General features: G+C 67.0%; 11 protein-coding genes and 1 pseudogene. 2 read left to right on the top strand and 10 right to left on the bottom strand.

The window, feature by feature from the left end; translation table 11 throughout:
- The 6 genes and pseudogenes from ispH to murJ form a co-directional block, all read right to left on the bottom strand.
- Nucleotides 1-355, bottom strand: a pseudogene (ispH, locus tag MVF76_RS00720) (4-hydroxy-3-methylbut-2-enyl diphosphate reductase); the annotation flags it as partial.
- A 209-nt stretch (nucleotides 356-564) separates the two neighbouring features.
- Complete coding sequence (locus tag MVF76_RS00715; protein ID WP_297526659.1) at nucleotides 565-1,020, bottom strand: FKBP-type peptidyl-prolyl cis-trans isomerase; 456 nt, start codon at nucleotides 1,018-1,020, stop codon at nucleotides 565-567.
- On the bottom strand, nucleotides 1,017-1,493 hold the full coding sequence (gene lspA, locus MVF76_RS00710) for a signal peptidase II (protein ID WP_297526657.1): 477 nt from the start codon (nucleotides 1,491-1,493) through the stop codon (nucleotides 1,017-1,019). Before lspA ends, MVF76_RS00715 begins: the two co-directional genes overlap by 4 nt.
- Nucleotides 1,486-4,335: an isoleucine--tRNA ligase gene (gene ileS / locus MVF76_RS00705; protein WP_297526655.1), complete on the bottom strand. Its 2,850-nt coding sequence runs from the start codon at nucleotides 4,333-4,335 to the stop codon at nucleotides 1,486-1,488. Before ileS ends, lspA begins: the two co-directional genes overlap by 8 nt.
- Nucleotides 4,332-5,288, bottom strand: coding sequence for a bifunctional riboflavin kinase/FAD synthetase (gene ribF / locus MVF76_RS00700; protein WP_297526653.1), 957 nt, complete (start codon nucleotides 5,286-5,288; stop codon nucleotides 4,332-4,334). Before ribF ends, ileS begins: the two co-directional genes overlap by 4 nt.
- A gap of 67 nt (nucleotides 5,289-5,355) precedes the next feature.
- Nucleotides 5,356-6,945, bottom strand: coding sequence for a murein biosynthesis integral membrane protein MurJ (gene murJ / locus MVF76_RS00695; RefSeq protein WP_297526651.1), 1,590 nt, complete (start codon nucleotides 6,943-6,945; stop codon nucleotides 5,356-5,358).
- A 172-nt stretch (nucleotides 6,946-7,117) separates the two neighbouring features.
- On the opposite strand from murJ, the gene rpsT reads away from it, so the two are divergent.
- Together rpsT and MVF76_RS00685 are read left to right on the top strand one after the other, a co-directional pair.
- Nucleotides 7,118-7,387, top strand: a complete 270-nt coding sequence (gene rpsT, locus MVF76_RS00690) for a 30S ribosomal protein S20 (RefSeq protein WP_297526649.1) — start codon at nucleotides 7,118-7,120, stop codon at nucleotides 7,385-7,387.
- Between the two features lie 213 nt (nucleotides 7,388-7,600).
- A complete protein-coding gene (locus MVF76_RS00685) occupies nucleotides 7,601-8,758 on the top strand; it encodes a porin (protein WP_297526647.1) in 1,158 nt (385 codons plus the stop codon).
- A 349-nt stretch (nucleotides 8,759-9,107) separates the two neighbouring features.
- On the opposite strand, the gene proB is transcribed toward MVF76_RS00685, so the two are convergent.
- From proB to rplU, 4 genes are all read right to left on the bottom strand, one after another.
- Nucleotides 9,108-10,229 (bottom strand): glutamate 5-kinase, encoded by a 1,122-nt coding sequence (proB, locus tag MVF76_RS00680; protein ID WP_317622906.1) that lies wholly within the window; start codon nucleotides 10,227-10,229, stop codon nucleotides 9,108-9,110.
- The gene (gene cgtA, locus MVF76_RS00675) at nucleotides 10,229-11,263 is read right to left on the bottom strand and encodes an Obg family GTPase CgtA (protein ID WP_297526645.1); all 1,035 of its coding nucleotides are present in this window, start codon (nucleotides 11,261-11,263) and stop codon (nucleotides 10,229-10,231) included. The genes proB and cgtA overlap by 1 nt, the downstream gene beginning before the upstream one ends.
- A gap of 232 nt (nucleotides 11,264-11,495) precedes the next feature.
- Nucleotides 11,496-11,756, bottom strand: coding sequence for a 50S ribosomal protein L27 (rpmA, locus tag MVF76_RS00670; RefSeq protein ID WP_297526643.1), 261 nt, complete (start codon nucleotides 11,754-11,756; stop codon nucleotides 11,496-11,498).
- 34 nt (nucleotides 11,757-11,790) lie between these two features.
- Nucleotides 11,791-12,102 (bottom strand): 50S ribosomal protein L21, encoded by a 312-nt coding sequence (rplU, locus tag MVF76_RS00665; RefSeq protein ID WP_297526641.1) that lies wholly within the window; start codon nucleotides 12,100-12,102, stop codon nucleotides 11,791-11,793.
- Nucleotides 12,103-12,192: the final 90 nt, after the last annotated feature.

The raw sequence follows: 12,192 nt of genomic DNA, 5'->3' as shown, positions 1-12,192 counted from the left end.
TCAGGATGCAGTCGATGCCGGCCCGGGCATGGCGGGCGACCTCCATGTGCACCTTGGTGACCAGCGGACAGGTGGCGTCGAACACCTGCAGCCCGCGCGCCTCGGCCTCCTCGACCACGGCGCGCGGCACGCCGTGGGCGCTGAAGATGACGGTGGCGCCGTCCGGCACCTCGTCGAGGGTTTCGACGAATACCGCCCCGCGTGACCGCAGTCCCTCCACCACGTGGCGGTTGTGCACCACCTCGTGGCGCACATGAATGGGCGGGCCGAACAGCCGCAGGGCGCGTTCGACGATCTCGATGGCGCGGTCCACACCGGCACAGAAACCACGGGGATTGGCGAGCTTGATCTTCATGGGCCTATGGTAGCAAAGGATCGAGAGCGCCACGGAATCCGCGGAAGGCACGGAAAGGATTTCCGTTTGCTCCGAGCCGTAGGATGGGCAAAGGAGCGAAGCGACGTGCCCATCAGGGTTTCACGGCCGTTGTGATGGGCACGGCCTTCCGGGCCTTTGCCCATCCTACGGCCCAATCGTTTCCGCGGATTCCGTGGCACTCTTGCCGTTCACTCCTCCACCGGCAGATCCCGGTTGTCCACCGCCAGCACCTCGCATTCGAGGATGACCGGCTTGCCGGCCAGCGGGTGGTTGAGATCGATCTGCACGCGGTCGTCCTCGACCGCCAGCACGATGCCGGGAACAGGTGTGCCGGCGGCATCGAACTCGATCACCAGCCCCGGTTCGGGACGGATGTCCGGCGGGAACCGGTCCCGCGGCAGCCAGTGGACCTGCGCCGGATCATGCGGGCCGAAGGCCTGTTCCGGATGCAGGGTCAGATGCTCGCGGTCGCCCGCCCGCAGGCCGTAAAGACCCAGCTCCAGACCAGGGGCGAGGGTGCCGTCGCCGATGGTAAAGGCCAGCGGTTCCTCGCCGAAGGTATCCTCCACCACCGTGCCATCGGCAAGCGACAGCTTCAGGTGCAGCCGCACATGGCTGCCGGGATGGATGTCGCGCGGCATCATTCGCGATGCCCCGGCTGCGGCCGGAAACCGGCAAGGATGAGCAGCACGGCGCCGACGCTGATGGCGCTGTCGGCGACATTGAAGGCCGGCCAGTACCAATGCCGGTAGTGCCAGACGATGAAGTCGATCACGTGCCCCCACAGCACCCGGTCGATCAGGTTGCCCAGGGCCCCGCCGAGGATCAGGCCGAGCGCCATCGCGGTCGGCCGCTCACCCGGACCCAGGCGGCGCAGCCAGGCCAGGATGACCAGGATGGCAACGCTGGCCACGGCGATGAAGAACCAGCGCTGCCAGCCGCCGGCCTGGCTCAGGAAGGAAAAGGCCGCGCCCTTGTTGTAGGCCAACTGCAGGTCGAACCAGTCGAAGACACGCAGGCTGCGGCCCGCCAGCCACTGTTCTGCCGCCCACTTGCTGACCTGATCCAGGACCACCACGGTACCCGCAATCATGAGGCCCAGACCACGCTCAGGCATAGCGGCGCTGCTCGCCGTCGCCGGCGACGTTCTCGACGCAGCGGCCACAGAGTTCGGGATGCTCGGGATGACTGCCCACGTCCGCACGATGATGCCAGCAGCGCACGCACTTGGGATGATCGGACGGCGCCACCGCCACCCAGATCTCGTCGTTGCTGCTGAGGGTGAAGTGGATGGCGTCGTCGGGCGGCACCGTGACCGGATGGATGCGTGCATCCGAAGTCAGCAGCACGAAGCGCAGCTCGTCACCGAGCCGCGCCAGCAGGTCATGGATCTCGCGGCCACAGTAGAGATCGACCTCGGCGTCCAGCGAGGAACCGATGCCGCCGGCGACCCGCAGCCGCTCCAGTTCCTTGGATACGGCCTCGCGCACCTCGATCACCCGTGCCCAGAAATCCATGCCATAGTCGCGGCTGAGGGCGTCGTCGGCCAGGAACATCTCCGGCAGTTCGAACCAGGTTTCGACAAACACGGTGGGCTCGCGCTCGCCGGGGATGTGGCGCCAGATCTCGTCGGCGGTGAAGCTGAGGATGGGCGCCAGCCAGCGCACCAGCGCCTCGACGATGAGATACATGGCCGTCTGCGCGGAGCGCCGCGCCAGCGAATCGCGCTGGGTGGTGTACTGGCGATCCTTGATGATGTCGAGATAGAAGGCACCCATGTCCACGGCGCAGAAGTTGTGCACCTTCTGGTAGATGTGATGGAACTCGTAGCGGTCGTAGGCGCGCACCAGGTCCTGCTGCAGCAGGCGCGCGCGCTCCACTGCCCAGCGATCGAGCATGATCATGTCATCAGGTGCGATGGCGTCCTCGACCGGGTCGAAGCCTTCCAGATTGGCGAGCAGGAAGCGCGCGGTGTTGCGCAGGCGGCGGTAGGCATCCGCCATGCGCTTGAGGATCTCGTCGGAGACACTCATTTCGCCGCGATAGTCGGTGGCCGCCACCCATAGTCGCAGGATGTCCGCGCCGAGGCTGTTGACCACCTTCTGCGGCGCGACCACGTTGCCCTTGGACTTGGACATCTTCTGACCCTTTGCGTCCACCGTGAAGCCGTGGGTCAGCACGCTGCGGTAGGGCGCCTCGCCGTGCATGGCCACCGAGGTCAGCAGCGAGGACTGGAACCAGCCGCGGTGCTGGTCCGAGCCCTCCAGGTAGAGATCGGCCGGGCGGCGGAGCTCCTCGCGGCGGTCGAGCACGCAGGCATGGGTGACGCCGGAATCGAACCAGACGTCCAGGGTATCCGTAACCTTGTCGTAGTCGGTGGCCTCGTCGCCCAGCAGCGCCTCGGCGGACAGCTCGAACCAGGCGTCGATGCCCTTGCGCTCCACCGCCAGCGCCACTTCCTCGATCAGACGGGGCGTATCCGGATGCAGCTCGCCGCTCTGGCGATGCACAAACAGGGCGATGGGCACGCCCCAGGTGCGCTGGCGGGAGATGCACCAGTCGGGCCGGTTGGCGACCATGCCCTCGATGCGCGCCCGACCCCACTCCGGCAGCCACTGCACCCGGCCAATCTCGGCCAGCGCCTTCTCGCGCAGGCCCTGCGCCTCCATGCTGATGAACCACTGCGGGGTGGCGCGGAAGATGATGGGCGTCTTGTGGCGCCAGCAGTGCGGATAGCTGTGGCGCAGCTTCTCCTCGTGCACCAGCGCGCCGCGCGCCTTCAGCACCTCGATCACCTCGTCATTGGCGGCGAACACGTGCTGGCCGGCGAACAGCTCGGTGTCGGGCAGGAATCGACCATCGGGACCGACCGGGTTGTCGACCGGGATGCCGTAGCGCTGGCCGACCACATAGTCCTCCTGGCCATGGCCGGGCGCGGTGTGCACCGCACCGGTACCCGCATCCGTGGTCACGTGATCGCCGAGGATCACCGGCACCTCGCGGGCATAGAAAGGATGTGCCAGCCTGAGGCCCTCGAGGTCCGCACCCGGGCAGTAGGCCACGACCCGATAGTCGTCGATGCCGTATCGCAGCATGGCATCCTTGAGCAGGGCATCGGCCAGCATCAGGCGCTCGGGGCCGCGATTGCCCTCGCACTGCACCACCACATAGTCGAGATCGGGATGCAGGGCCACGGCGCGGTTGGCCGGCAGCGTCCAGGGCGTGGTGGTCCAGATCACCACCGACACCGGCCCCTCGCCCTCGGCACCTTCCACGTGCCGGCAGCGCGCCATCAGCGCCTCTTCGTCGAGCACCTCGAAGCGCACGTCGATCGCCGGCGAGGTCTTGTCCTCGTACTCGACCTCGGCCTCGGCCAGCGCCGAGCCGCAGTCGGTGCACCAGTGCACCGGCTTGTAGCCCTTGGTGAGGTGGCCGTTGGCCGCGATCCGCCCCAGCGCGCGGATGATGTCGGCCTCGAAGCGGAAGTCCATGGTCAGGTAGGGATGCTCCCAGTCGCCGCTGACGCCGAGGCGGATGAAGTCGCGCTTCTGCCTTTCCACCTGTTCGCGGGCGTAGTCGCGGCAGGCCGCGCGGAAGCCGGCGGCATCGACCTTCACCCCCGGCTTGCCCACCTTCTTCTCCACGTTCAGCTCGATCGGCAGGCCGTGGCAGTCCCAGCCCGGCACATAGGGCGCATCGAAGCCGGACAGGCCCTTGCTCTTGACGATGATGTCCTTGAGCACCTTGTTGACGGCATGACCGATGTGGATCTCGCCATTGGCATAGGGCGGGCCGTCATGAAGGATGAAGCGGGGACGCCCGGCCGCCGCCTCGCGGATCAGCCGGTACAGGCCGATCTCGTTCCAGTGCGCCAGCATCTCCGGCTCGCGCTTTGCCAGATTGCCGCGCATGGGGAAATCGGTGCGAGGCAGGTTGAGGGTGTCTTTGTAGTCGCTCACTGGGTATTCCCTTGACTGTGTCGGTCGCGTGCGGCGAACCAGTCGCGCGCCTCACGCACATCGTTCCCGATCTGCGCTTTCAGGGCCTCGAAAGCATCGAAGCGCATTTCGTCACGCAGCTTGTGCGCAAACTCCACCGCCACATGGCGGCCATAGATGTCCCGGTCGAAGTCGAACAGGTGCACCTCGAGCAGGGCCCGGGTGCCGTCCACCGTCGGCCGCGTGCCGACATTGGCCACGCCGGCGACCGGTTCCTGCTCGAGACCGAACATCTCCACCGCGAACACGCCCGACAGCGGCGAGCGCCGGCGGTGCAGGAACAGGTTGGCGGTGGGGAAGCCGATGGTCCGGCCGCGCTTGTCGCCGTGCGCCACCCGTCCCTGCATGCGATAGGGCCGGCCGAGCAGGCGTTCGGCGCCGGCCAGGTCGCCGGCCGCCAGTGCCTCTCGCACCCGGGTACTGCTGACCCGGGCGCCATCGATCTCGAAGGTGTGCATGTGCACCACCTGGAAGCCGTGCCGCTCGCCGGCGCGGCGCAGGAACTCGAAGTCGCCCTCGCGGCCGCGGCCGAAGCGGAAGTCGTCGCCGACCACCAGGTAGCGCACCTGCAGCCCGTCGACCAGCACCCGCTGCACGAAGTCGGCCGCGCCCAGCGCCGCCAGCTTCGGCCCGAAGGGCAGCACCAGTACCCGTTCCACGCCGTAGCGCCGCAGCGCGCTGACCTTCTCCCGCAGCCGGGTCAGCCGCGGCGGCGCCTCCCCGGCGGCGAAGTATTCCTGCGGCTGGGGCTCGAAGGTGATCACGGTGCTGGGCAGGCCCAGCTCGCCCGCCCGCTCCGCCACCTGCCCGAGCACGGCCTGGTGGCCCAGGTGCACGCCATCGAAGTTGCCGATGGTCGCGGCACAGCCACGGTCGTCCGGTCGGATGTTGTGCAGGCCACGGATCAGCCGCATGTCGCTTGCTCGTGTGCGGAACGGAAGCGCTCGATTATAAAGGATGCGCCGACGATTGCCCGCCCGGTCAGCCGTCCCCGGACGGGGGGGGCACCTCGGGGCGACGCCAGAGCAGATCCAGACGCTGACCCAGCAGCTGCAGCAGGCCCAGATAGACCACTGCCCCTCCGCCGACGGCCAGCAGCAGGGCCTCGATCCGCGCCCGCGCACCCCAGCCGAACCACTCCGAAAGCGGTGCGGGCAGCCACAGCAGCAGCGCGGTCATGGCGCCGGCCGCGGCCAGGATACGGAGCCAGATGGGTCGCCAGCCGGGCAGCGGCGCGTACACGCCCTCCCGGCGCAGTGTCCGGTACAGCAGGCCCGCATTCAGCCAGGCCGAGCAGGCGGTGGCCACCGCCAGTCCGACATGGGGGGCCCGGTACTCCATCATCACCATGGGCACCACGAAGGCGATGTTCAGCACCATGTTGCTCAGCATGGCGCGGATGGCGATACGCACGGGCGTGCGCGCATCCTGGCGGGCGTAGAATCCCGGCACCAGCACCTTGACCAGGATGAAGGCCGGCAGCCCGGCCACATAGGCCGCCAGCGCCAGGGCGCTCATCTCTGCCTGATGAGGCGTGAATTCCCCGTACTGGAACAGGGTCGTGATGATGGGCCCGGCCAGCAGCCCCAGCCCCAGCGTCGCCGGAATGCCCAGCAGCATGACCCAGCGCAGCGCGCGGTCCAGAATGATGCGGAAGCCCTCCGGGTCCTCGGCCGCATGGCGGCCGGACAGGCTGGGCAGGATGACGGTGGACAGGGCAATGCCGAACACGCCCAGCGGGAACTCCACCATCCGGTCGGCGAAGTACAGCCAGCTCACGCTGCCGGTCACCAGGAAGGAGGCGATCAGGGTATCGAACAGCAGGTTGATCTGCGCCACCGAAGACCCCACCACCGCCGGCCCCATCAGCCGCAGGATCTTCTGCACCCCCGGGTGGCGCCAGCCCCAGCGCGGACGCGGCAGCAGGCCCAGCCGTGCCAGCCCGGGCAGCATGAAGGCGAGCTGGGCGAGGCCGCCGAGGAACACCGCCCAGGCCAGCGCCATGACCGGCTGCTCGAACAGCGGTGCCGCCCACAGCGCCGCGGCAATGAGCACCAGGTTCAGCAGCACGGGCGCGAACGCCGGGATCGCGAAGCGCCCCCAGGTGTTGAGGATGGAACCGGCGAAGGCGACCAACGAGATGAACAGGATGTAGGGGAAGGTGACCCGCAGCATGGCCCCGGTCAGTCCGAACTTCCCCGGCTCGTCGAGGAAGCCCGGTGCGAACAGGGTCACCAGAAGCGGCGCGGCCACCACGCCGACCAGGCTGACGCCCACCAGGATCAGCGCCAGGGTACCGGACACGCGATCGACCAGCTCACGGGTGGCGTCGGCGCCCTCGTGCTCCCGGTACTCCGACAGCACCGGCACGAAGGCGAGCGAGAAGGCACCCTCGCCGAACAGCCGCCGCAGCAGGTTGGGGATCTTGAAGGCGACGAAGAAGGCATCCAGCGCCAGCCCGGCGCCGAAGGCGCGCGCCAGCACCATGTCTCGCACAAAGCCGAGGATGCGCGACAGCAGGGTCATGGCGCTGACCACGGCCGTGCTCCGAATCAGCCCGCCGGCGCTCATGCCCTGCCCCGAAACAGCAAGAAAACCGCCCGCCAAGTCAGCAAGATATTGAATCCCCGTTGAATGCGGCCGGGTCCACTGCGACCGCCCGGCCCGACATTGACAAATGCCGCGAAGTTGCGCATATTACGCGACCTTTCGGCAAGACGCACCAGAACACAGGAGTTTGAAGTTGGCCAATTCCGCACAGGCGAGAAAGCGCGCCCGCCAGAATCTCAAGCGCCGCGAGCACAACCATGCCCAGCGCTCCCGGATGCGCACCTACATCAAGAAGGTGGTCAACGCCGTCCAGGCCGGTGACTCGGCCGCTGCCGAGGCCGCCTACCGCGAGGCCGTGCCGGTCATCGACAGTGCCGCGCGCAAGGGGCTCATCCACATGAACAAGGCCGCCCGCCACAAGAGCCGCCTGAACCAGCACCTGAAGGCGCTCAAGGCCGGCTGACGCCGCCCCCGACCGTCTGCGCAGAAACCGGCCCCCGTGGCCGGTTTTTTCGTTGTCGCGGCAGAAACGGCCCATTCCGACCTGCCACCCTTTCATCGAACGGTCATCACAGCTTCACCCGCCTGACATCAGTGCGTCACCCGCACGTCACACCGCCACCCTAGACTGCGCCGCGTCCGACAAAACACGCACAGCACAGAGGAGACACCACGCATGCGCAGCCTCGCATCCCGCATTACCCTGTTCCTGGCCGGCGGCACCCTCGCCGCTACCACCCACGCCGCCGGCATCACCGTCTACAAGGACGGCGACAAGTACGTGAAGATGGGCGGCCGCATCCAGCTTCAGTACCACCAGGCCGATCCCGACAGCGGCAGCAGCACCGACGAGGTGTTCTTCCGCCGCCTGCGGCCCTATGTCGAGGGCAGCCTGCACAAGGACTGGAAGGGCAAGTTCCAGTTCGACTTCGGCAAGGCTGAAGACGCGAACGAGGTGGCCGTGAAGGACGCCTACATGCAGTACAAGGGCTTCGACAACATGAAGGTCACCCTCGGCAACGCCAACTTCCCCTTCTCCCGCGAGTTCCTGACCTCCTCGAAGAAGCAGCAACTGGTGGAGCGTACCTTCGTGGGCGATCACAACTACGGCACGCCGGACCGCAACGTCGGCCTGCACCTCACCGGCCACAACGGCGACAAGACCCTGACCTGGGGTGCTTCCTTTGCCGCGGCCGACATCGACCCGGATGCCAGCAAGCTGGACTTCGATACCCCGGTCAACAAGAACGACGACTTCAACCAGGGCTGGATGGTCGGCGGCCGTGTGGATTTCCACCCATTCGGTCTGCTCAAGTTCAGTCAGAGCGATTTCAAGGGTGACACCAAGGCCACCATCGGCGTGGCGGCCTTCGGCTGGCGCAACGATGACGACAACAATACCTATACCAGCGGCGGTGTTTCCACGTCCTCCAGCAAGGCCGACGTCGACAGCGTGACCGGTTTCGAAGTCAGCGGCGCCTTCCGTGCGCGAGGCTTCTCGATCGATGCCGAATACAACCGGTTCAGTGCAGACACCGTCGACCCCGGCTTCACCGGCGGCATGTACCGCAACGGCAGCACCACCCTGAAGAACTGGTCGATCGAGGCAGGCTACATGCTCGTCCCCTCGAAGCTGGAGCTGGTTGCCGGCCACCAGTCACAGGATGCTGACAATTACGCCGACACCTGGACCCGCACCTCGCTGGGCGCCAACTGGTTCATCCACAAGCACGATGTGAAAGTGCAGCTCAGCTACCGGATGGGCGAGAACCTGAAGGGCGTCACGGGCAGCGACGAAGACGAAATCTTCCTCCAGGGCCAGTACGTGTTCTGATCATCCCCCTTGTCCGACGCAGGAGCCACCCCGCCGCAAGGCGGGGTTTTTTGTTGGGGGATACAAGGCACCGTAGGATGGGCAAAGGAGCGAAGCGACGTGCCCATCAGGGTCACACCACCGTTGTGATGGGCACGGCCCTCCAGGCCTTTGCCCATCCTACGGGACTTGTATCTTGCATCTTGAAACTTGCTTCTTCCTACAGAACCGTAGGATGGGCAGAGGAGCGAAGCGACATGCCCATCAGGTTTACACCGCTACCGTGATGGGCACGGCCCTCGGGCCTTTGCCCATCCTACGGCGCTTGTATCTTGCATCTTGCATCTTGCATCTTGAAACTTGTTACTTCCTACAGAATCACCAGATTGTCGCGATGGATCAGCTCCGGTTCGTCGACATAGCCGAGCAGGGATTCGATCTCCGAACTGGGATGGCCGATGATGCGGCGCGCCTCGTCGGCGCCATAATTGACGAGGCCGCGAGCGACCTCGCGCCCGTCCGGCGCCAGGCAACTGACCAGTTCGCCGCGGGCGAACTGACCCTCCACGCCGGTAACCCCGACGGGCAGCAGGCTGCGCCCGGCACGCGTGAGCACCTCCACGGCCCCCTCGTCCAGCAGCAGGCAGCCGCGCACCGCGAGCTGCCCGGCCAGCCACTGCTTGCGGGCGGCGATGGGCTCGCGTGCAGGACGCAACAGCGTACCCAGCGCCTCGCCCCGCGCCACCCGCGCCAGCACGTCCGGCTCGCGCCCACCGACGATGAGGGTGCTGGCGCCGGAGCGCGCCGCGCGCCGGGCCGCGCGCACCTTGGTGATCATGCCGCCTCGCCCGAGTACGCCCCCGTCACCAGCCATGCGCTCCAGCGCAGGATCGTCGGCATCCGCGCTCTCGACCAGTGCGGCTTCCGGGTGCCGGCGGGGATCGGCTTCGTACAGGCCCTGCTGGTCGGTGAGGATGACCAGCAGATCGGCCTCGACCAGATTGGCGACCAGCGCGGCCAGGGTATCGTTGTCGCCGAAGCGGATCTCGTCGGTGGCCACAGTGTCGTTCTCGTTCACCACCGGCACCACGCCGAGCTCGAGCAGGGTACGCAAGGTGCTGCGGGCATTCAGATAGCGTTGCCGATCCGCGAGGTCCTCGTGGGTGAGCAGGATCTGGGCAGTATGCCGGCCATGGGCCTGGAAACAGGACTCCCAGGCCTGGATCAGACCCATCTGGCCGACCGCCGCAGCCGCCTGCAGCGCGTGCAGGGCGTGGGGCCTGCGGGACCAGCCCAGCCGGCACAGGCCCTCGGCCACGGCGCCGGAGGACACCAACACCAGCTCGTAGCCCTCGGCCAGCAGCCCGGCCATCTGCGCACTCCAGGCCGCGATGGCCTCGCGGTCGAGGCCCTGACCTTCGTTGGTGAGCAGCGCGCTGCCGATCTTGATCACCCAGCGCCGGCTGGCGCCCAGGGCCTTGCGGTCACGCATCAGGCATCCTCCGCCGACGGCGCCTCGTCCGCCTGTTCCAGATGCTGCATGATGGCATGGACCAGCGCCTCCGTCCCCTCCCCGGTGGCGGCCGAGATGCGGAACACCGGCCCGGTCCACCCCAGTTCGGCAACAATGCGGTCGCAGACGGCATCCCGTTCCCCGGGCGGGAGCAGGTCGATCTTGTTCAATACCAGCCAGCGCGGCCGCGCCGCCAGCTCGGGACTGTACTTTGCCAGCTCGGCGACGATGGTGCGCGCCTGCGCCACGGGGTCGGTACCGTCCATGGGCGCGACGTCGATCAGATGCAACAGCAGCCGGGTACGCGCCAGATGCTTGAGGAAGCGGATGCCCAGCCCGGCCCCCTCGGCCGCGCCCTCGATCAGACCGGGGATGTCGGCGACCACGAAGCTCTGGTGACTGCCCACACGCACCACGCCCAGGTTGGGATAGAGGGTGGTGAAGGGATAGTCCGCGACCTTCGGACGCGCGGCGGAAATGGACCGGATCAGGGTCGACTTGCCGGCATTGGGCAGGCCGAGCAGGCCGACGTCGGCCAGCAGCTTCAGCTCCAGGCGCAGGGTGCGCTGCTCGCCCGGCGTACCGGGCGTGGACTGGCGCGGCGCGCGATTGGTGGAACTCTTGAAGCGCGCGTTGCCGATGCCGTGCCAGCCGCCCTGCGCCACCTTGAGCCGCTGGCCCGGCTCGATCAGGTCCCCGATCAGTTCACCGGTGTCCTCGTCGTAGACCATGGTGCCCACCGGAACGCGAATCTCCAGATCCTCGCCCCGCGCGCCGGTCATGTTGCGGCCCTTGCCGTTCTCGCCGCGGCCGGCACGGAAGCTGCGCTCGTAGCGGAAGTCCACCAGGGTGTTGATGCTGTCGTCGGCTACCAGCCAGACGCTGCCACCGTCCCCGCCGTCGCCGCCGTCCGGCCCCCCGAAGGGAATGAACTTCTCGCGGCGGAAGCTGACGCAACCGTTGCCCCCGTCCCCGGCGGCAACCTTGATGGTGGCTTCATCGACGAATTTCATGGTCGGGATCAGATACAAGTTTCAAGATACAAGATGCAAGTCAGGACCATTCGTGACGTGGCGGCGCCGGCTCCGTGCCCCTTGGCCTGACTCGCCGTCATACACGTCAATCGCGCCCCAACGCCGCCGTTTCTTTCACTTGTATCTTGTCACTTGTATCTTGCCTCTCCGTAGTAACAAAAACCCCGCCGTGCGGCGGGGTCCCTGGAATCGCGTTCAGCGATGATGTGGTTCAGCCCGCGCTGACGACGTCCACGAACTTGCGGTTCTTCGGGCCGCGCACCACGAAGCGCACCTCGCCGTCGGCGGTGGCGAACAGGGTGTGGTCCTTGCCGCAGCCCACGTTCACGCCGGGGTGGAAGTGGGTGCCGCGCTGGCGGACGATGATGTTGCCCGCCTTGACCTGCTGGCCGCCGAAGCGCTTCACGCCAAGACGCTTGGATTCGGAATCGCGGCCGTTGCGAGTGCTGCCGCCTGCCTTCTTGTGTGCCATTGCTCTGCCTGCCTCTCGAGGTAACCGTGACCGCTCAGGCGTTCACGTCGGTGATCTGGACTTCGGTGAAGTACTGGCGATGTCCCTGGCGCTTCATGTGGTGCTTGCGGCGGCGGAACTTGATGATCTCCACCTTCTTCGCACGCCCCTGCGCGGTGACCGTCGCCTTGACGCTGGCGCCGTCGAGCAGCGGACGGCCGACCTTGACATCGCTGCCGTCGGAAACCATCAGCACCTCGTTGAATTCGACGGAGTCGCCCTCGGCGGCGTCGAGCTTCTCGACCCGCAGCTTGTCACCCGGCTGGACCCGGTACTGCTTGCCGCCGGTCACGATCACTGCATACATCGCTGAATTCTCCAAAAATCCGCAGGTTGGGCCGGGGAGGGCCCGGCTCTGAAAGGGTGCCAATTCTAGTCATGGCGCCGGTTCAGGTCA

The organism is Thiohalobacter sp. (genome assembly GCF_027000115.1).
GTDB lineage: Bacteria > Pseudomonadota > Gammaproteobacteria > Thiohalobacterales > Thiohalobacteraceae > JALTON01.
This window is presented reverse-complemented; position numbering and strand designations above follow the sequence as displayed.